This is a genomic window from Ruegeria sp. D1(2025), assembly GCF_056536425.1.
Genome location: NZ_JBQFPO010000009.1, coordinates 50,096 through 71,227 on the forward strand (window position 1 = coordinate 50,096; position 21,132 = coordinate 71,227).

General features: G+C 59.8%; 15 protein-coding genes. 2 read left to right on the plus strand and 13 right to left on the minus strand.

What is annotated here, in order from left to right; translation table 11 throughout:
* The first annotated feature begins 197 nt into the window (after nt 1-197).
* Nucleotides 198-2,642, plus strand: a complete 2,445-nt coding sequence (locus ACR1XU_RS17980) for a GcvT family protein (RefSeq protein WP_480908367.1) — start codon at nt 198-200, stop codon at nt 2,640-2,642.
* A gap of 22 nt (nt 2,643-2,664) precedes the next feature.
* Here the strand turns inward: ACR1XU_RS17980 and ACR1XU_RS17985 are convergent, their stop codons facing one another.
* On the minus strand, nt 2,665-3,552 hold the full coding sequence (locus ACR1XU_RS17985) for a LysR substrate-binding domain-containing protein (protein ID WP_480908370.1): 888 nt from the start codon (nt 3,550-3,552) through the stop codon (nt 2,665-2,667).
* Nucleotides 3,553-3,769: 217 nt separating this feature from the next.
* Between ACR1XU_RS17985 and ACR1XU_RS17990 the strand changes: the two genes are divergently transcribed.
* Entirely contained in the window at nt 3,770-5,125 is a 1,356-nt protein-coding gene (locus ACR1XU_RS17990; RefSeq protein ID WP_480908372.1) for an MmgE/PrpD family protein, read from the plus strand.
* Nucleotides 5,126-5,138: 13 nt separating this feature from the next.
* Here ACR1XU_RS17990 and ACR1XU_RS17995 read toward each other — a convergent pair whose 3' ends face one another.
* From ACR1XU_RS17995 to ACR1XU_RS18050, 12 genes are all read right to left on the minus strand, one after another.
* A complete protein-coding gene (locus tag ACR1XU_RS17995) occupies nt 5,139-5,879 on the minus strand; it encodes a maleate cis-trans isomerase family protein (protein ID WP_480908373.1) in 741 nt (246 codons plus the stop codon).
* On the minus strand, nt 5,876-6,943 hold the full coding sequence (locus ACR1XU_RS18000; protein ID WP_480908375.1) for a pyridoxal phosphate-dependent aminotransferase: 1,068 nt from the start codon (nt 6,941-6,943) through the stop codon (nt 5,876-5,878). The genes ACR1XU_RS17995 and ACR1XU_RS18000 overlap by 4 nt, the downstream gene beginning before the upstream one ends.
* Nucleotides 6,940-8,592 (minus strand): hydantoinase B/oxoprolinase family protein, encoded by a 1,653-nt coding sequence (locus ACR1XU_RS18005; RefSeq protein ID WP_480915644.1) that lies wholly within the window; start codon nt 8,590-8,592, stop codon nt 6,940-6,942. Before ACR1XU_RS18005 ends, ACR1XU_RS18000 begins: the two co-directional genes overlap by 4 nt.
* Nucleotides 8,592-10,688, minus strand: coding sequence for a hydantoinase/oxoprolinase family protein (locus tag ACR1XU_RS18010; RefSeq protein ID WP_480908379.1), 2,097 nt, complete (start codon nt 10,686-10,688; stop codon nt 8,592-8,594). Before ACR1XU_RS18010 ends, ACR1XU_RS18005 begins: the two co-directional genes overlap by 1 nt.
* A 335-nt stretch (nt 10,689-11,023) precedes the next feature.
* Complete coding sequence (locus ACR1XU_RS18015) at nt 11,024-12,313, minus strand: amidase (protein WP_480813211.1); 1,290 nt, start codon at nt 12,311-12,313, stop codon at nt 11,024-11,026.
* Entirely contained in the window at nt 12,310-13,503 is a 1,194-nt protein-coding gene (locus ACR1XU_RS18020) for a YlbE family protein (protein WP_480908381.1), read from the minus strand. The genes ACR1XU_RS18015 and ACR1XU_RS18020 overlap by 4 nt, the downstream gene beginning before the upstream one ends.
* Nucleotides 13,500-14,126, minus strand: a complete 627-nt coding sequence (locus ACR1XU_RS18025; protein ID WP_480813209.1) for a hypothetical protein — start codon at nt 14,124-14,126, stop codon at nt 13,500-13,502. The genes ACR1XU_RS18020 and ACR1XU_RS18025 overlap by 4 nt, the downstream gene beginning before the upstream one ends.
* On the minus strand, nt 14,126-14,755 hold the full coding sequence (locus tag ACR1XU_RS18030) for a hypothetical protein (protein ID WP_480813208.1): 630 nt from the start codon (nt 14,753-14,755) through the stop codon (nt 14,126-14,128). The genes ACR1XU_RS18025 and ACR1XU_RS18030 overlap by 1 nt, the downstream gene beginning before the upstream one ends.
* Nucleotides 14,756-14,792: 37 nt before the next feature.
* Nucleotides 14,793-16,178, minus strand: a complete 1,386-nt coding sequence (locus ACR1XU_RS18035; protein WP_480908383.1) for a Rieske 2Fe-2S domain-containing protein — start codon at nt 16,176-16,178, stop codon at nt 14,793-14,795.
* A 1-nt stretch (nt 16,179) separates the two neighbouring features.
* Nucleotides 16,180-17,700 carry an aldehyde dehydrogenase gene (locus tag ACR1XU_RS18040; RefSeq protein WP_480908385.1) on the minus strand — a complete coding sequence of 507 codons (1,521 nt, stop codon included), beginning with the start codon at nt 17,698-17,700 and terminating at the stop codon, nt 16,180-16,182.
* Between the two features lie 545 nt (nt 17,701-18,245).
* Nucleotides 18,246-19,040 (minus strand): TIGR03084 family metal-binding protein, encoded by a 795-nt coding sequence (locus ACR1XU_RS18045; RefSeq protein WP_480908387.1) that lies wholly within the window; start codon nt 19,038-19,040, stop codon nt 18,246-18,248.
* Nucleotides 19,033-21,036: an acetyl/propionyl/methylcrotonyl-CoA carboxylase subunit alpha gene (locus tag ACR1XU_RS18050; RefSeq protein ID WP_480908389.1), complete on the minus strand. Its 2,004-nt coding sequence runs from the start codon at nt 21,034-21,036 to the stop codon at nt 19,033-19,035. The genes ACR1XU_RS18045 and ACR1XU_RS18050 overlap by 8 nt, the downstream gene beginning before the upstream one ends.
* Nucleotides 21,037-21,132: the final 96 nt, after the last annotated feature.

Genomic DNA, 21,132 nt, shown 5'->3' on the forward strand with positions numbered 1-21,132 from the left:
CTGCATGTTCATTCTCAATCAGTATGCATGGAAAATCTCCGGGGCTTTGCCCCACAATATTTTGCAGGTCGAGCAACAGGTGATCGTTTAGTTTTGTCACGAATCGTGCCGTTATCCGACGAACGAGAAATGGTCGGATGACCGCAACCATGATGACTCAGAATATCTGACGTCTTTGATTTCGAGAAGGAACACCGATGAAGACGCACGCGCAGGCTGTAGTGATCGGAGGCGGCCTTGTTGGTTGCTCGATCCTGTATCACCTGGCCAAGCTGGGCTGGAGGGACGTTGTCCTGCTGGAACGGGACGAACTGACCAGCGGATCGACCTGGCATGCGGCGGCAAATATTCACGGGCTGCACGATAACAACAACGTCACCCGCATCCAGCATTATACAATGAACCTGTATAAAGAGCTGGAAAAGGAAACTGGACAGGGTTGCGGCGTGTTCCAACCGGGCTCGCTGTATCTGGCGCAGACCGAGAACCGTGAACACCAGTTGCGTCTGCAGGAGGCCAAAGCGCGATTCTACGGGCTGAACTTTCACGAAATCAGCCGCGAGCAGGCCAAGGAGTTGCACCCACTGGCGCAGTTCGATGACATCCGTTGCATCATGTACGAACCCGACGGCGGCAATGTTGACCCTTCGGGTGTGACCCACGCCTATGCCGCAGGGGCCCGCGCAATGGGCGCATCGATCGAGCGGTTTTGCCCGGTCATCGGGACGGAACAACAGCCGGACGGTTCGTGGATCGTGCGCACCGAAAAAGGCGACATCCATACTCAATGGGTGGTCAATGCCGGGGGCCTCTGGGGACGTGAAGTCGCGGCGTTGGCGGGGATCGAGCTGCCATTGCAGCCGACCGAACACCAGTATTTCGTGACCGAGGCGATTAGCGAGGTCGCCAGCCTGGGCCGACGTCTGCCCTCGATCGCCGACCGGGATGGCGAATACTACTTCCGTCAGGAAGGCAACGGCCTGCTGATCGGAGCTTATGAAAAAGACATGAAGTTCTGGGCAGAAAACGGTACGCCGCTGGACTTTGCCCATGACCTGTTCCCCGATGACCTGGACCGGATCATGGAGAATGTGATCCGCGCCACCGAGCGTGTGCCGGTGGCCGCCACGGCCGGGGTCAAGCGGGTGATCAATGGACCGATGATCTGGTCCCCGGACAGCAACGCGATCTGGGGGCCGGTCCCGGAGCTGCGGAACTATTTCTGCTGCACCGGTATTATCCCCGGCTTTTCGCAATCGGGCGGTCTGGGCTTGCTTGCGGCGCAGTGGATGATCGAGGGAGAGCCGCAATACGACATGTTTGCCTGGGATCTGGCCCGGTTCGGCGACTGGGCGGACAAGAAATTCACCAAGGCGCGGGTCGAGGATCAGTATACCCACCGCTTCGCCATCCATTTCCCGAACGAGGAACGCAGTGCCGGGCGACCGGCCCGCGTGCGCCCGGCTTATGAGATGCAAAAGGATATGGGTTGTGTCTTTGGCCTGAACTGCGGCTGGGAACACCCGCTTTGGTTTGCAGATAAGCCCGGGGCGGTCGAAACCAACGGTTTCACACGACAGAACTGGTGGGAACCGGTGGGCCGCGAGGTGAAGATGCTGCGCGAGAGCGTTGGGGTCATCGACATCTCGAACTTTGCAAACTACGTGATCAAGGGACCAGGCGCCCATGCGTGGCTGGACAAACTGGTCGCCAACCGGGTGCCGACCCAGGTTGGCCGGTCCTGCCTGACACCACTGATCTCGGTGCGTGGCGGTGTGGCCGGAGACTTTACCATCACCAAGGTGGCTGACGACGAATACATGATGATCGGCTCGGGCATGGCTGAACGCTATCATCAGCGCTTCTTCAACATGATCGACCTGCCCGAGAGCACCACGTTCGAGGTGGCGACAGACCGGATCGCGGGTTTCAACGTCGCAGGGCCCAAATCGCGTGACCTTCTGCAGCGGTTGACCAATGCGGACCTGTCGAACGAGTCCTTCCGTTTCATGCGATCGGCCACGATCGAGGTGGCAGGCGTGTCCTGCCTCGCGATCCGTGTCAGCTTTACCGGTGACCTGGGGTGGGAGTTGCACTGCGCCGAAGAGGACCAGATCAGGCTCTACTCTGCGCTGCTTGAGGCGGCGAAGGATTGCAATGGCGGCCCGGTGGGCGGCCGTGCGCTTGGGTCGTTGCGGATCGAGAAGGGCTATGGCTCGTGGGGTCGCGAGTATTCACAGGAATATTGGCCGCAGGAGGTCGGGCTGGCGGGCCTGATCAAGCTGGACAAGGATTTCCTGCACAAGGACGCCTATCTGGCCATCAAGGATAACGCCGCCCGCGAAGTTCTGTCGATCTTCGAGGTCGACGTAACCGATGCCGATGCGACAGGCGGCGAGCCGATCTTTACCCCGGACGGCACGCCAGTCGGTCGCGTGACCTCGGGCGCTTACGGCTATTCAGTCGGCAAATCCCTTGCCATCGGCTATGCCAACCCCGCTGTCGCCAAGCCCGGCGATACGGTCGATGTCTTCATTCTTGGGAAACCGCACAAGGCCAAAATCCTGGCTGAGCCGCCCTTTGACCCCGCAGGGCACCGCCTACGCGACACGGCCCCGGTTGTGGAAGAAGTCGGCGCATAACAAACAGTGCAGCTTGTTCCGGTCAGGTATTCATTTCAGCGGCAGCCTTCAAAAGCCAGTCCTGAAATAGCCTGACCGGAGGCGAGGCCGATTTTTCTTTGAGCTGCATGAAATAAGCCCATGGGCTTTCCAGCTCAAAGCTAAAGGGTTCAACCAAAAACCCCCTGTCGACATAGGGTCGCGCAAGCGAACGGGGTAGTGCTATGCACCCCAGAGACTTGACCGCCATCTCCATTGCCAGGTTCGAAATATTGGTGCGCAAGCCGTCCTTTTGGTTCAGATCCGATAATCCGAAATGCTGCGCAATACGCTCCCAATAGGCGGGGCGACCCAGAATGTGGATCAGTGACGCATCCTGCAATTGGGCGGGGTCGGTCAGGGGTCTTCCATCGACCAAAAAATCAGGAGCACAGACCACGGCCAGCTTTTCAACCCAAAGACATCTGGCACCTTCCGCCACGTCTTCAGCATGATTGATCGTCAGAGAAATATCAGAAACATTTGCGCCGACATCTGTCCAGACGGTGCCATGGACCGTCAGATCGATATCCGGATGCACGGCGTTGAAGCCCCGGATTACATCCGGCAACCAGTTTTCCGCCAGGCTGACAGGGCAGGACACCACGACCCGCCGCTTGTGCGTGTTCAGAATGACGGATTGCGTGGCCACGTCGATTTCGTTCAGGGCATGGCGCACGGATGGCAGATAGGCCTCACCCACATCTGTCAGGGTCAATGACCGGGCATGGCGAACAAAAAGCGGACGATGCAAAAATTCCTCAAGCGAGCGCACGTGGTTGCTGACCGCCGACTGCGTGCAGTTCAGTTCCTGCGCCGCGCTGGTAAAGCTCAGATGGCGCGCTGCCGCCTCGAACGAGCGCAGGAAGGTGAGGTGGGGCAGATTCATCATGGCAACGGTATCTCAGATGGGACGCAGAACCAAAGTGAAGCGCATACTGTGCACCTTCTTGTCCGTCAGCGACGCCTGAACGGTCCTTTTTGGTCCCGCAAAGATTGGAAAGTGTCGCAAAAAATCAAGGGCCAATGCCCCCGATAGTTTTCGTTCTGCCAATCGTAAACCCTGCTAGAATTTTCGGGAAGTCAAAAGAAAACGCCCGCAGGACACCGTGACAGACACCTTTCAAGCCGTTGCCGATTTCACACTGGGGCGCCAACCGCAGGACATTCCAGACTCCACTCTCAATGCGGCGGCTCTGATGCTGCTCGACACTTTGGGCATCGCCATCGGCGCTGGCCCCATGAAGGCCGGGCAAATCGCAAGAGGCTGCGCAGCAGCCTTATACGGTGCCGGTGAACAGGGGCTGAGCGCACGTATGTTATTCGATGGCCGCAGGGTCAGCGTGGCCGGAGCCGCTTACGCAGCCGCGACCCAAACAGACAATCTGGACGGTCATGACGGGTATAACCCGACAAAGGGCCATATCGGGGTCGTCGTGGTTCCCGCCCTGGCGGCGCTGGCGGAAACGGTGCCCGATTTCTCGGGGCCTGAAGCGCTGGCCACCGTGACGATTGGGTATGAAGTTGCCGGACGAGCCGGGATTTCTCTGCATGATACGGTCAGCGACTATCATACGTCGGGCGCCTGGAATGCATTGGGCGTGGTGGCGGTTGCATCCCGTCTTCGCGGCCTGAGCGCTGAACAGATGCGGCAGGCCATGGGCATCGCCGAATATCACGGTCCGCGCAGTCAGATGATGCGAGAGATCGCGAACCCGACCATGTTGCACGACGGCTCGGGCTGGGGGGCGTTGGTGGGTATTTCCTCGGCGGTTCTGGCAGAAAAGGGCTTTACCGGCGCGCCTGCCATCACCATTGAGGCGAAAGAGGTCGCCGCGCATTGGCAGGACCTGGGCCATTTCTGGCAGATGGAACATCAGTATGTGAAACCCTATCCGATTTGCCGCTGGGCTCACGCTGCCATTGACGCAACCCGCGCATTGATGCGCGAAAACAACCTGAGCCATCAGGATATCGCGGCCATCCACGTGAACACCTTCAAGGAAAGCGCCTGCCTGTTCCGGGGCATGCCGGATGATACGTCCAAGGCGCAATACTCGCTGCCTTTTGCGGTCGCCACAATGGCGGCACATGGCCGGATCGGTGTCGTGCACATCACCGGCGCAGGTCTGTCCGACCCGCTGGTGGCCAGCATTGTCGAGCGCATAACGGTTGCGGAAACCGTACGCCACTCTGACCGCTTCCCGCAAAACCGCACTGCCGATGTCCGCATAACTCTGACCGACGGACAGGTGCTGAACTCGGGTGACGTACACGCGCGCGGCGGCCCCGAAGCGCCGATGGATCAGGACGAAGTTGTCGGAAAATTCATGGAATTCGCCAGCCCGTCGCTGGGTACAGAACGGGCCGCCGCCATTCGGGACGCGGTTCTCGGGCTCAACCACGCCGGATCAAAGTTCTCGGACCTTGGCGCACTGATCTACGACACTGCGAACCGCACCTGAATAGGGGCGAAGATCAAAGCCACTCGAACAACCGGCCTGGCAACGCATCGTGACGCGGAAGATTCAGGGCCCGCATAAGGCAGAACATCATCGCCTGATTTGACGTCACGACCGGCTTGCCCAGTTTTTCTTCAATCCGGTCAATCGCTTCTACGGATCGCATGTCCGTGCAGCTGAGAACAATTGCCTGCGCCTCGCGATGGTCGGCCTGACAGGCCAGATCAAAAACCTCATCCGGGGTCAGTTCACCCTGACCATAATTCCCCAGTTCGCGGCCTATGTCAGCGCAACGAACGGTTTCGATGCCGTTTTGAGACATGAAATCAATCGCCTGTGCATTGATTTCCCCCAGGTAGGGCGAGGAAAACCCGACTTTGGCAGCTCCTAGCGCTGTAATCGCCGCAATCAGTGACCCTGCGGCGGTCAGAGAAAGCGCGCCCGAACCGGATTTGATCTGCCGCGCAAGATCCGCGTCAAATGACGGGCCATGAGTCAGCGTGGCAGAAGTGCAACCGTATAATACCGCGTCCGGCCGAACGCCCGCGATCATTCGCAGGTCGTGACTGATATCGGATGCGCCAAGTCCTGCCATCTGGTCCGATCCCGGAATCTCGTCCACGTCGTACCCACCCATGCGCTGGAAATGGACGGTGGTGTCCGGCGGGCGCATCAATTCCATATCCGGCTCCAGATTGGTATTGGTGAAGGGCACAAGGACGCCGATTTTGGCTCGTCTTCGCGTTTCGCAAATCATGATATCACCTTTTTTAGCACCGCCAGGCATCGATCCATGACCGGTGCCTCGCATATGGTTGCGCGCAGGCAGTCGCTCAGCCCATAGCCACCCATTCCGCGCATCAACAGATTTTCAGCACGCAGCGCCGCATCCGCACGCTGTGCTTCTTCGGCCGAGGCAAAACGCAGCAGGACGAAGTTGGTGTGGCTTTCGGGGACGCGCAGGCCCATGGCGCGGCATTGATCGGCGAAGCGGTCGCGAATGTCGGCGGTTCGGGCAATTACGTCCCGCATATGCGCCTGATCGCGCATCGCGGCGGTTGCGGCGGCTTGCGAGGCAATCGAGATATTGTTGGGATTCAGAAGCTTTCGTATCTCAGTCGCAATCGCCGGCGGGAAATACCCCCAGCCTACCCGAGCACCCGCAAGACCATAAGCCTTGGAAAACGTCCGCATGACCACGGTATCGCCCCTGTCAGTCAGGGCAAAAATCCCCGCGGGGTCATTGGTTTCGTCAGAGAACTCGGCATAGGCCTGATCCACGACCAGCAGAACATCTGCGGGCAACCCGTCCCGCAGGCGCAGGATCTCGGAGTTCGGAATCAAGGTGCCCGTCGGGTTGCCGGGGTTGCAGACAAAAACGATCCGCGTCTTGCGCGACATCGCAGCAAGGATGTCGTCAACGGATACTGTCAGGTCAATTTCGCGGGCCTGGACATAATCAGCCTGCACCTGCGCCGCAGCGGACGAGACGAACGCATATCCATAGTCCGTACCGAGAACCCGATCGCCAGGTCCGGCATAAGCCCGGATCAGGCAACCAATCAGTTCCATCGAGCCGGCGCCGCATAACACCCGCGCCGGATCCAGCCGATGCACATCGGCAATAGCGGCGCGCAGTTCCCGCCACTCCGGATCGGGGTAGAGTGGCAAATCACTCATAGCAGCCTGTCCCGCCGCGATGGCAGCGGGGCTTGCAGGAAAGGCACTTTCGTTCTGGGCCAACGAGATGGTGTCCGCGCCGCCGAGATCGGCCAGCGCATACGCCGCCATCGCGCCTACATGGGAAACCGGGCGGATCATGACACAACGCCGTAGGATTTGGCGCCGTCCTCGCTGATCAGGCCGCGTTTCAGATCCAGCGCAAGTGCCTGTGCGTCGCGTTCGGAGGGATCTCCGAAACCACCTCCGCCGGGGGTTTCGAAAATCAGATAGTCGCCGCCTTCGACCCGCAACTCGCCCTTGCCGGGAATGTCGCCTTCTCCGTCGCGGAAACGGATGCGCCCGGGTGCGCCTGGCCGTCCGCCCATACGCCCCAGGGCGGGGAACTTCAGCCGTTCGACCGAGAGGAATACGATGAAGGGTGCACCGTTGGCCGAGGTCATCTCGATCCGTTGACCCAATCCGCCGCGATACGTGCCTGCGCCGCCGGAATCGGGGCGCAGTTCGCGCCGCCAGATGGTGACGGGTGCCACGCTTTCAGTGATCTCGACCTGTGATCCGAATACGCCCGAAGGGTAAGCAGTGGCCGACAGGCCATCCGCGTGTGGTCGCGCGCCGGTGCCGCCATTATGTACCGGTTCAACGGCGAACTCGCGTCCACCATCACGGGCCACTTCCGGCGCATGACGCATTGGCAGGTCGAACATGCAAGAGGCACCTTCGGCCGGCACTGCATTGGGAAGCGCCTGATGCAGACACCCCAGCACCAGATCCGGCGTCACCTGTCCCAGCGTATGCCGCATGGCGACCGGCACCGGGCGCTGTGCATTCAGGATACAGCCCTTTGGTCCGTCCACGGTGAACGGTTCCAACGATCCGGCATTGTTGGGGATGTCAGAGCCGACGATGCAACGCAGTGCGAACACTGTATAGGCGGTGGCATAGTTGAGCGGCACGTTGATACCCTTGCGCGAACAACCCGAGGTGCCGGTGAAATCAACATGCATGCCCGATTTGCTTACGGTCAGTGTCGCGTGCAGTTCCAGTTCGTTCTCATAGCCGTCCATCTTCAGCGCGTTCCTGTAGACGCCTTCCGGCACTTCGGCGATCGCCTCAAGCGTACCACGGCGCGAGGTGTCGATGATGTAGTTGCCCAGCTTGTCCAGATCGTCGATGCCGAACTCGTCCATCATGTCGACCAGCCGGGTCACACCCGCTTCGCAACAGGCGATCAGCGCATATATGTCGCCCTCGTTTGCGATGGGCTCGCGGCTGTTGGCGCGGACGATGTCGAGCAGCAGCGCGTTCGGCACGCCTTCTTCGACCAGTTTGCAGGGCGGGATCAGCAGACCTTCGTCATAGATGTCCGAACCCTCTGGCCCCATGCCGAGGCCACCCAGATCGACCAGATGCGAGGTGCACGAAGTAAAGCCCACGACCTCGCCATTCTTGAACGCAGGCATCATCAGCAGAAAATCGTTCAGATGCCCCGAGGCGAGCCAGGGATCATTGGTCATGTAGATGTCGCCGGGCTTCATGTTCTGCACCGGGAAACGCTCGCGCAGATGCATCACCGCTTCGGCCATGGTGTTGATATGGCCCGGTGTGCCGGTGACCGCCTGTGCCAGCATCCGGCCGGAGATATCGAAAATCCCGGCAGAGATGTCGCCACATTCCCGCACAATGGGCGAAAACGCCGCGCGGATCAGGGTCTGGCCCTGTTCCTCGACCACTGCCAGCAGTCGGTTCCACATCACTTGCAGGCGGGCGGGAGAATGATCGGCAGTCATCATGCGCCTCCTTTCTGGTCCTGGAGCAGGACGAGGTTTCCAATGGCGTCCACATGCGCCGAGAAATCAGCCGAGACCAATGTTGTGGTCTGCGGTTCGGTGATCAGTGCCGGGCCATGTATCCGGTCGCCGGGTCTCAGGCTGTCGCGGGGGACAAAGCTTGCCTGCTTTTTCTGCCCGTCAACATCACAGGTGATGGGGCGCGTCTCGGAAGGTGTGATCGTGGTCAGATCAGGTGTTGTCGGAATATCCGTCACCTCGGCATCCGGCGTGGCAACGCGCACGGCCCAATTCAGAATCTCGATCTGCATCCCCGGCACAGGGCGGGAGAACTGCTTGCGGTATTCCGTTTCGAACGCCGTTATCAGCGGGCTGATATCATCCGCCGTTAAGGCACGGTCGGGCAGGGGAATCTCGATCTCGTGACCCTGACCGTTGTAGCGCATAAAGGCAGTGCGTTGCGTCTCGGTAAGCGCATCGCCTGCACCTTGTGCAACAACGCCACTGGCCTCGGCAATCATGTCAGCGAACAGGGTGTTGATCCCGTCAAAATCCAGCGTCTCCAGCAGCGAGTAGCGCGAGCGCACGATCTCAAAACTGACTGGTGCGAACAGGAAACCCACCGCCGAGCCGACGCCCGGATTGGGCGGGATCACGATCCGGCTGACCCCGGCCGAACGCGCCACACGGCTGGCGTGCAGCGGCCCGTTACCACCAAAGGCGATCATGGTGCGCGGACCCAGATCCTTGCCCGATTCAACGGCATGCATCCGGCCAGCGCTGGCCATGCTTTCATCGACGATCCGGCTGACCCCATCGGCCGATCCCGTCGCATCGGTGTCCAGGCGTGATCCGATCACACGGGTAAGCGCCTCTTTTGAGGCTTCGGCATCAAGCTTGATGTGCCCTTCGGCAAAAGTGTCCGGCACGATGTAACCCAGCGTGATGTCACTGTCGGTCACGGTTGGTTCTGTGCCGCCTCGGCCAAAGGCCACCGGGCCGGGTTCCGATCCGGCCGATTTCGGGCCGACGGTCAGGCGGCCCAGACGATCGACACCCGCGATGGAACCACCACCCGCGCCAATCTCGATCATTTCTATCACCGGAATGCGCACGGGCATGCCCGATCCCTTGATGAACCTAGCTGCGCGCGCGATTTCGAACTGGCGTGAGGTTTGGGGCCGGGCGCTATCAATCAGGCACAGCTTGGCGGTTGTGCCGCCCACATCAAAGGACAGAACATCGCAAATCCCAGCCCGCGCCGCGATGCGCGCGGCAAGGATGGCACCGCCCGCTGGTCCGCTTTCCACCAGTCGGATCGGAAACCGGGCGGCGGTTCGTACCGTGCACATGCCACCCCCTGCAGTCATCATCAGGATCGGGCAGGTCACGCCCTCGGCCTCAAACCGGGCGACGAACCGTTCGAGATAGCTTTCCATCAGCGGCTGGATATAGGCATTGGCAACCGTGGTGCAGAGACGGTCGAATTCACGCGCCTCGGGGCTGACATCGGACGAGATCGAAACCGTCAAACCGGGACGTTTCTCGGCTAGCGCATCGCGCAGGCGCCGCTCATGGTCGGGATTGGCATAAGCATGCATCAGACAGATCGCGACCGCCTCGGCACCGCTGGCGTCTAGATCGGCCAACAATGCATCAATCGCGTCATCCTCCAGAGGGATCAGCACACTGCCATCCGCCGCCATCCGTTCACGAACGGTCAGCGCCCGTTCGCGCGGCACCAGCAGATCGGGCTTTTCCAGATTGATGTCATATTGCGAATAGCGCCGCTCGTACGCGATCTCAAGGATGTCCCGGAACCCTTCGGTCGTCACCGTCGCTACAACCGCACCGCGCCGCTCAATCAGCGCATTGGTTGCAAGGGTGGTCCCGTGAATGAACCCTGTTACTTCATTCAGGTCGTGCCCGGACTGTGCCATTACGCGCACCGCGCCCTCCATCGCGCCATCTGCCGGGTTCTGGTGCGTGGTCAGCGTTTTTGTCGAAGCCAGTATCGTCTCTTCACCGGATACCAGAACCGTATCGGTAAATGTGCCGCCAATATCGATGGCCAGACGCAGTCTTTGAAATGTCATGAAGTTTTCCGGATATGATCGTCACAGCGCAGATGAGCCCGGGCAGATGCCCGCGCTTCAGGCTGACGCGACCAGATCGCAACCGGTCGCGCGACGGTCCAGAGGGTTCAAGATGTGACTCGCTCTCATGCAATTGATCTTGCCGTCGCGCCAATGCTTCGACAAGCCGATTTGCGACAAAAGTTCTCGTTAGCGACATGCACTTGCTCGATCGACCGATAGTCGTGCGACAGAATTTTGTTTTGAAGCGGAACCCGTGGCCCCAGCAAGAACTGTTGAAAACCAAGTTGTCAGCAGCCTACACGCCACTTGGACCGGGATTCGTGTCTATTATTCTATGGCTCAGCCTGAAGAATATCATGAACCCATTGCGCAATACCCAACAACCGCGCGTCGGCACCGCATGGTGCGATCAACTGAAATCCCAACGGCAGGCCGCTTGGATCAGCCCCGAACGGTACGGCGCAGGACGGGACCTGCAACAGGTTCCACATTCGGGAAAACAGTGGATCGCCGGTGGCTTCCAACCCCTTAGGTGCAGGTCCCGGAGCCGATGGCACCAGCAAGGCATCAATATCCCGGAACAACTGGTTCAGAACGACAGACGCGCTGTCGCGGATTGTCAGCGCCTGCCGGTAGTCCGTATCACGCACCCCAAGGCCGTTCTCGATCAGCGAATGGAATTGCGGGCTGATCGCGGACTCGCCCGCGCTGTATTCGACAGCGCGCAACCGGGCGGCCTCATAACTCATGACGGTGTTTTGGGCGTCGGAAAGTCCGGAAAACACCTGCGGGCAGGCGACCTCTGCTGTGTCGGCTCCGGCCGCCGCAATTGCAGCCAGCGCACGAGTACATGTATCGCGCATTTCGACCGTACCATCCATCCAGTGTGGGCCACGCATCAGCCCGATACGCGGCAAGTTGTCTTGGAAGTCTGGCAGCGGCGGCACATCGGTTCCCCGCAAGACAGAATCCGCCAACAAAAGATCACGGGGGTTTCGGGCCAGCACGCCCAGGGTATCCAGGCTTTGCGACAAACCCATGACTCCGTCCAGCGGATAGCCACCGATAGTTGGCCGAAACCCATATACCCCGCAATAGGCCGCTGGCCGGATCAGGGAAGCTGCCGTTTGCGAACCAAAGGCCAGCGGCACCATGAAGTCGGCCACCGCTGCGGCTGAGCCTGACGAAGATCCGCCGGGTGTGTGCAAGGTGTTGTGGGGGTTTGCCGTCTTGCCCGGGCGAAAATAGGCGAACTCGGTTGTCACCGTCTTGCCGACTGCAATCGCGCCCGCATCTATGAATGCCTGAACGCAGGCCGCATTGCGCGTTGGCTGCCGCCCCGCATACAAGTCACTGCCCCATCCTGTTGGCATGTCTTCGGTATCAATGATGTCCTTGATCGCGAAAGGCACCCCAAACAGCGGCCCGTTGACGGGCAGAGCGTCGGCTCGGGTTGCCCGCTCCATGGCATGCTCTGCATCGAGGTATTCGAAGGCACCAATTTCAGGCTCTCTGTGTGCGATGCGATGCAAATGGGCGGCCATTACTTCGGACGGTTTGGCTTGGCCCGCGCGGATCAGCGCGGCAAGCTCAAACGCCCCAAGTTCATTCAGTTCTGTCATGAAGACAGCGCCCGCAAGGCTGTGGCAAAGGGATCGACCGGCATGTCATAAATCCCACCGCCTAAGCGCCCAGCCTGTCCCAGCCGATCCAGAATGCCAAGGCTGACCACAGGACCAGCCCCTTGCGCAACCGCCCCTCGGGCGGTCGAGCCCAGACTGATATCAAAAGCATTGAAATACGGGTGCGCGCCCACGGACAAACCGGATGTACGGGTCCTGGCATCGCCAGGCAAAAAGGCACCCAAACCCTTTAACTGCTCAGGGCTGTGTTCGATGGCCATGGCGCCCAGCCCAAACGCGTCGACCACAGCGCTGTCACCGATGGCGCCCAGGGCACGCTCGGCCGGTAGATCGACATCGAACTTACCTGATGGCGGAGCGGCCGGAATGGTGAACCAACGCCCGGGCAGGCCAGATACCTGAATGCCGACGTCGCGCCCGTTTCCGCCGGCCGCGGTGACGAAACTGGACCCTTCGACCCCTTCGGCCAGCTTCATCATGATCTTGGTTGCGGCCATCCAAAGGTTCAGAAACAAGGACGGTGAGGTCGCCATGAATTCCAGCGCATCCGCGTCATCAATGCCCCTCGGGCTGCGGTCTTTCAGTTCCTCGACAAGCGCAGCCGTGCTGACGGGAGTTCGCCCGTGACAATCATCACCACCCACCAGACCAATGACCGCCAGAGGCACAAGTGCAATGCCCTCGGCGATGCCGTTTTGCAGGATGTCCAGAAATCGCGTGTTCAGCCAGCGGATATGATCCAGCACTGCCTGGGATCGCAGACCCAGCCGCATGGACGGGCGCGCGCCGCCGTTGATCGGGGTGAATACCCGCGTCTGTCCCCGCCACGCATCGTAAATCGTGTGAAGGGGCATATTTGCGGAGACAACGGCAGCCAGTGGTGTGACCACGTCATGGTCTTGCGCTGGTTGCAACAGGATTTCCTGTGCCATGATCATCGCTTCGGCCTGATCGAAATCCCGGGCCAACCCTTCCCAGACTGCCGCGACACAGGCGGAATTCAGGATCGGTACAGTGATTTGTTCCGGCGCAGAGAACGCCGGACCAGCATGCAACAACACATTTTCGGCCAACCCGACTGCTTCGGAGGCCGTGTTGAAACGGTTCCAGACCGGTTGCGTCACCATCGCCCGGTCAAACGCCAGCTGGTCGGCGGGGTGCAGAGTCATGAGACCTCCGGCGGGATGATCCAGGTTTCCGAAAAATAGAGGAACGCGGTCGTAGTCTCGAACCCGGCCTGAACCCGTGTCCCCAATTTTCCCGGCAATGCACGCCCATTTACAATGATCTGCGCGAATTGTGCCGGGATCAGAAGCGAGAACATGTTCTGTTCACCCGATGCCACCTCATGCGGGGACAACTCCAATGCGCGGGGTGGTTCAAGCTTCTCCCAGACCAGTTCAACCGTCAGGGTTCCGCCAACGATGGTTTCAGAGTAACGATGGCTCATCGGGTCACCCGAGCTGCGAACCACCTGCGCGCCGATTTCCGGAAGGGTTTCAAAAGCTGGCGCGTTGGCAAAGGCTGCAATTTTGCTGATGAAGTTCTTTTTCAGAAAAGCAGTCAGATCGGGATTGTCGCTGAGGATGACATTCGGCGCATCCGAAGTGCCTTCGACCTGAGAGGGGGTGCCGTACAGCAGCAGAACCTGCCCCTGTCCCACAGGCGACCAGGCAACACGGAAAAACAAGGCCATCGCGCTAATTTTCCCGTCGTCATCTTTCAACAGGATTCCGGGATTTTCCCCGGTCCAGTCAACCACGCCCGGTGTGATCGGTTCATTCAGTGGCATCAGGCATCCTCCTGCGGCGTAACCCAGGTTTCTGAAAAGGCCAGAAAGGCGGTGCTCATCGTGCGGCCAAAGAACTGACGTTCCGCCACCTGGCCGGGCAGGGTTGTGCCGTTGATCTTGATCTCCGCCTGGCCCGCCTCAAGAAAAACGGAATACATCTCGTGTTCCTTGGTCGCCGAATTCTCTTTGGTCACCTCGACCGGCAGCGGCGGGCCCATATCCCGCCAGATCATCTCGAGTGTCACGCCAGACCCACGCAGGGTCTCCGAATACCTGGTTTTGAGGTCTCCGGGACGTTTTTCAACGCTGTCACAGTCCAGCCATGTCATCGCGGACAGCCCGGCCTTGCCTACGAATGTCGGCATTTTCGTCACCCAGCCATCGACGATCCAACGCATCATACGCTGATTATCAGTCATGATCAGATTTGGCACCCTGGGCCAGCCGAGTGCGTCATCCGGCGCACCTAGCACGATGGCCGCATGACCCCGTCCGAACGGCGATACAACCACGCGGAAGAAAAGCGCCAGAGTGTCATACCTCTCCTGACCCGGATCCCGCTTCAGGTAGATGCCCGGGTTTTCCCCCGACCACTCCACCCGCCCCGGATTGTGCGGTATGCGCGTCATGTCCAATCCCCTTTTCCTGTCGCCTCGCCCTTCACCGTCAGGCCCAGCCAGATTCGTAAGCCTTCAGTTCCTTCACGATAAAGTCGCGTCTCTGTTTGCCGGTCAGGTGATCGCCCGATTTCAGGACTTCGGCGACCTTGAAGCTGACTTCTTTCTGCAGGGCACCGTCGTCGCGGCCTTCCTGCTGCGGGATCTTCAGCACCGTGTCACCGGCGTAGGTTGGGATCACCCTGCCGGTGAAATGGTCGGTCGGCTGTGCGGGGCGCTCGCCTTTTTGCAGCGCCCGGATCGCATTGCGTACCATCCGCCGCGCCTTGGCGACCCCACGGTCGGTAAACGACAGGTTTTCGCGGGCATGGATATTGATCGGGCCCTGACTGACCCAGGCGTCGTAGTCGCCTGGATCGCGTTGGCGCGTTTCATATGGGCGGTCAGGGCCCTGTCCGTAGAAATCCGTTTTGCCGAACCCGACCTCTTCACGATTGGTCAACCCTCGCGGGTCATCATTGAACTCGGGGGCGCGAAAGTGCCGCCAGGCAATGACCATCGTATTGGTGTCATCAATCGGTGTGATCCAGCGCGTCAGCCCGCCGCGACCGAAATAGCGCGAGCGGTCAGGCACCGGAAAATGCCCGCCATTCTGCGTGAAACTGGGCAGCATGTGATCGTGCACGCGCACCCAGATATAGTCCCCGTCCCGGCGCACGTTGGTATAGAAATCGCCGGTGGCGCAGTCGTGGAACTCAATCATCGGCATATGCGCGAACGCTTCGGTGAACTGCACGCGGGCGGCCAGCGTGTGCAGGTATACGACATGGAATGGATCCCAGGCATTCTCCATCACCTGCAGCCAGTTGCACGGAGATTTGATCAGATAGGGAACAAGCTCGTCTCCTTCATCATCGAACGTGTCCATGACTGGGAATGGCGGCATTTCGTTCTTTGGACCCAGATAAGCAAAGGCAAGTCCCTTGTATTCGATCACCGGATAAGCCCCCAGACAGGCCTTTTTCCTGACCTGGCTGGCAGGGGGTTCGCAGGGCGTTTCCAGAACCGTGCCATCCAGACCGTATTTCCAGCCATGATAGGAACAACGGATGCCACCCTCTTCGACGATGCCGAATTCCAGGCTCATGTTGCGGTGGCAGCAGTGGAGATGAGTCAGGCCCAGCTTGCCTTCCTTCTTTTCCCGGAAAAGGACAAGATCCTCGCCCAGTATGCGCAGGCGATAGGGCAGATCGCCAATATGATCCGTCATCGCGACCGGCATCCAGAACCGCCGCAGATATTCGCCGCAAGGTGTGCCGGGGCCGACTTCGGTCAGTTCCGGATCATGCTCAAGTGACCATACCTGTTGCTGGTCATGACCTCGGAAATCACCCTCGGGAACTGCGAACAAGGTGTCGTCGGCTGGATTGCTCATGTCATTGCTCCATACTTTCCGGGTCACAAAGGGTTGTTTCCGTCGGTTCCGGGAAGGGGTCGGGAACCGGGGAAGATCCGGTCCAGATCGATTTGCTTTGCAGGAAGTCCTTGACGGCATCCGGCCCCAATTCCCGGCCATATCCCGACAGTTTGAACCCGCCGATGGGACTTGCCGGATCGACGCTTCGATAATGGTTGATGTAAACCGTGCCTGCATGAATGGCGCCGGCAACGCGCGCGCCCTTGTCCGGATCAGAGGTCCAGACTCCGCCCGCCAGGCCGTAGTCGGTGTCGTTGGCCAATTCGATGGCCTCGTCTTCAGTCGCGAAGGTGGTGATCGCAAGGACCGGACCAAAAACCTCCTCACGCCAGAGCTGCATGTCCGGTGTCACTTCGGCGAAAATCGTTGGTCCGATATAAAAACCGGGATACCCGGCCCCTGTCTCGGTACCATCAAGAAGGCAAATCGCGCCATCGGCCTTCGCCTGCCGGATCATGGCCGCAACCTTGGTCCAATGCGGTTCGTTCGCCAACGGTCCGATCTGCGTCTCTGTTTTCATCGGGTCACCAGGCCGAAGGATGCGGGCGCGTTCCAGAAGGCGATTGGTAAAGGCGGCGGCAACCGTTTCCTCCAGAATCAGACGGGACCCGGCGACACAGGTCTGACCATTCGACAGAAAGATTCCCGACATGACGCCGTTGACCGCATTTTCCAGGTCGACATCGGCAAACACGACCTGCGGGGACTTGCCACCCAGTTCCAGGGTCGTTGGAACAACTCCGGCCGCTGCCGCCTCGGCAACCTTGCGCCCGCCGATATCAGAGCCGGTGAAGGTCACTTTGCGGGTCAGCGGGTGGCGCACCAGCGCCTCACCAGCCTCATGCCCGTGACCTGTCACGACGTTCAAAACACCAGAAGGCAAGCCGCATTCACACGCCAGTCGCGCAAATTCCAGCGTCGAGGCCGACGCCATCTCGGATGGTTTCACCACCACCGTATTCCCTGCGGCTAGTGCGGGGGCCAGTTTCCACGCCAAGATCATCAGCGGTGAATTCCACGGTGTAATCGCGGCGACCACCCCGTAAGGCATCCATTGGCCGGTGCTTTCCACTCCGGACACCCCGTTCGATTGCAGCGCGGGCGAAAGCTGGCGTGCCTGATCGGCAAAATACCTGTACCAGCCGTGCAAGCCGGAAAACTGTCCGCGGACTTCGGCGATGCGTTTGCCGTTGTCACGGATTTCGGGCTCGACAAGCTCTTCCCAGCGACTCTGCAGCCCATCCGCTAGACCATCTAGGATATCCGCGCGCTGCGAAGATGTTGCATTGGCCCAGGGCCCGGTTCGAAACGCCTTGTCCGCATCACGAACAGCCTGATCAACCTCGTCAGACCCGCAACACGCAAACCGACACCATTCCTGACCCGTCGCAGGGTCAACACTCGGCAATGTCTCACCATGCCAGTTCAGGAATGAGCCCGAGATGAAAGGGCCGTAGGTTTTCAAGCCGCTATCGCCCATTTACCAGCTCCTGAACCGCCGCTGCAGGTTTCCGCTGACTTGAGATTGTGCACCTGGCGCCAAGACGGATCAGGCTCCGTGCACACATTCTCGGGATTTGATGGCCGGTGGTTGAAATGCATGAACTCATTGCAGGCGGATCCTATTCAACTTTCATTCATAATATTTTTGAAATCGAAAAACAAAAACTTACTTACTTTGTGATGATGCAATCTGAAAAATGAACAACAAGAGCATGCGAAACACGGTACTCACCAGCAGGAAAAGACCCGTTCCGCAGCCAATTGAGGCACCGTGCGGCCCGAGATTTAAGCTGGCCGCAATCGAGGAGTGGTCGTTTTCAGGCTTGGCATTTGTCCGTTCGCAGCTAATAAAATAATGCCGGCCGCCAAGTTTTCGAACCTAAACACCGACAGGCTGGATACCGTCTGCGATTAGGGTCGTAGCCGACACCAGATGCTCTCGCGCGTCGCCTGATCGCGCCAAACCTTCGCGGCCATACCTGGCGACTTTTGGGGGGTTTACCCAGACGTGTTCTTACGATCTCAGGCCATATGGCGCTGGCCGGGGGCCGGGGGCACTTCGGGGGGGCCCGCAAAACACTGCGCCATGCCCATCCATTCCGTGGCAACGGGGCCGGTCACTTGCAGGGCGGTGTCGGCGATATTACGGGTTTGGGTGACGACCTGACAAAACTCGGTGGCGCGACCCTCGATCCGCTCGGCCTCATTGGGTTCCCCCCATTCCCAGACTTCACCGGAAGGGGCGGTCAGGTTTAGATGGGGCATCGTACCGGGCAAATCCAAGCTGCGGTTCTTGTAGGTCCAGCCAAAAGTGTTCACACCCAGAACGACGATATTCTTGATGTAGTCGTGATCCTGCCGCACGACACCGAACAGATCGTAAAGCGCCTGCGCGTGCGACCAGGTTTCCATCAGCCGGGCAGAAATGGACGATCGCACGGACATATCCGGCCCGACCCACGGCACCCGAGCCTTGGGATCGGCCTGCGCAAAGCGGTCGCACATACCAGTGGTGTAGAACATCCATTCATCCAGCAACGCGTGCCCCGACAAACCCTCGAGGTATTTCGCCTCAAACCCGGCAAGATCACCGCTGCTGAAGCGGGCGATGGCGTCAATTTTGAAAGCCGCGAAAGCCTCGGGTTTGCTCAGCGACAGGTCTGCACCGATGTTCCAGACATGCAGATGGCCCAGGATCCGGTTGGCGGTCCAGCCCTTGAACAGGGTGGCGCGGGCCAGATCTTCCTCGCTCCGGTCCTTCAGTAGATCGTAGAGCGACTGGCTTTCGGCCTGAACGGCCTGCGGTTGATCAAACATCTTCACCCTCCTCGGCGGGTTCAATGATCAGGATCACCTCATCGGCGGCGATCTGTCCTCCGGCACTGGCCTGAACTTCGGTCACGGTTCCGTCGATTTCCGCTTCGATCGCGAGCTGCATTTTCATCGCTTCCAGAACCGCCAGACGATCGCCCCTGGCGACGGTGTCGCCCACGACCACATTGATTTCCAGCAGAGCACCATGCATCGGTGCCGCCACACGGCCTCCGCCGCGTGCCTCCTCGGCCAAAGCCGGGAATTCGAGCTCGTTGCGCAGGGCAAAAGTACGGCCCTGATGTTCCAGATGAATACGGCCGCGTTCGGTGACAAGCATACCGACCGGGACAAGGCGTCCGTTCACCCGCAAACGGGCTTCGGTGCCTTCTTGACGGTCGATGGTGATGGTGGCGCGGGTTTTACCACAGGTCACGTGATAGCGGCCTTCCGTGGCAGTCACCGTCACGTCGCGGGTCATGCCTTCGCTGACATAACGATAGTCGGTTTCCAGACGCCCGGTTGAACTGAAGTTGGCCAGTTCCGGGTTGATACCCAGCGTGGCCGCCATACTCCGGTGGCGCGAGTCCTCGTATTGCAGAACGGCTGCAATCATTGCTTCGGTTTCGGACAACACCGGTGGCGTCATTTCTTCTGCGCCGAACTCCTCGGCGATGAAGGCAGTGGTAGCTTGGCCCTTGGCGAAGGTTTCCTTGTCTAGAATTGCCGACAGGAAGCCCTTGTTGGTCTTGATGCCGAATAGTCGTGTTTTGGCCAGTGCCGCGCTCAGCCTCGCGGTGGCGGTTTCACGGTCCGGGCCCCAGGCGATGACCTTGGCGATCATCGGGTCATAATAGGGCGAGACGACGCTGCCGGTCTCGATACCGCTGTCGATCCTTATGCCTTCGCCGCGATGGGGTTGCCAAAGGTCCACATGACCCGTTATCGGCAGGAAGTCCTGCGCCGGGTCTTCGGCGTAAAGACGCGCCTCGATCGCATGGCCATTCAACTGCACACCATCCTGGACCAACGGCAGGGGCTCGCCCTGTGCGATGCTGATTTGCAGCGCCACCAGATCGAGACCGGTGATCATCTCGGTCACCGGATGTTCCACCTGAAGGCGGGTATTCATTTCAAGGAAGTAGAACTTGCCCGAGGCGTCCACCAGGAACTCCACCGTGCCCGCGCCCAGATAGCTGATCGACAGCGCCGCATCGACGGCGGCCTTGCCCATCGCCGCGCGCAGTCCGGGGGTCATGATCGGGCAGGGGGCCTCTTCAATGATCTTCTGGTGTCGGCGCTGGACGGAACAGTCACGTTCGCCAAAGTGGATGGCGTTACCATGGGCGTCGGCAAAAACCTGAACCTCGACATGACGAGGGCGGATGAGGGCCATTTCCAGAATCAACTCGTCCGAGCCAAAGGCGTTCAGCGACTCGGACCGGGCCGAGATCAGCGCAGCGGGCAGTTCCTCGGCCATCTGGACCAGACGCATCCCGCGCCCGCCGCCACCTGCGGCAGCCTTGACCATGATTGGAAAACCGAGCTCGGCTGCGGCAGTGATCAGTTGCTCGTCCGACTGACCCTTGCCCTCACGGCCAGGAACACAAGGCACACCCGCCTCAATCATCCGGCGCTTGGCGGCAGCCTTGTTGCCCATCAGGTCAACCGCTTCGGCCGTGGGACCGATAAAGACAATACCCGCGTCGACACAAGCCTTTGCGAAATCAGCGTTTTCGGACAAGAAGCCATAGCCCGGATGCACCGCGCCCGCACCAGCCTTCCTGGCAGCCTCAAGGATTTTGTCCGCACGCAGATAGCTTTCGCCTACAGGTGCCGGACCCACACAGACCGCATCATCGGCAAATTTCACGTGCGGCTCGGTGGCATCGGCCTCGGAATAGACGGCGATGGTGCGATAGCCCAGCGAACGCGCTGTTTTCATCACCCGCAAGGCAATTTCACCACGATTGGCCACAAGGATCGAGTTGAAGCGCGGCATGGATCAGACCTTTGCGGTTTCGGAGGTGGCATCGGCCTGGTCGGACCACACCGACCGGCTGTTGCACTGATTGTCCAGTTCGAAGGTTTGATGGGT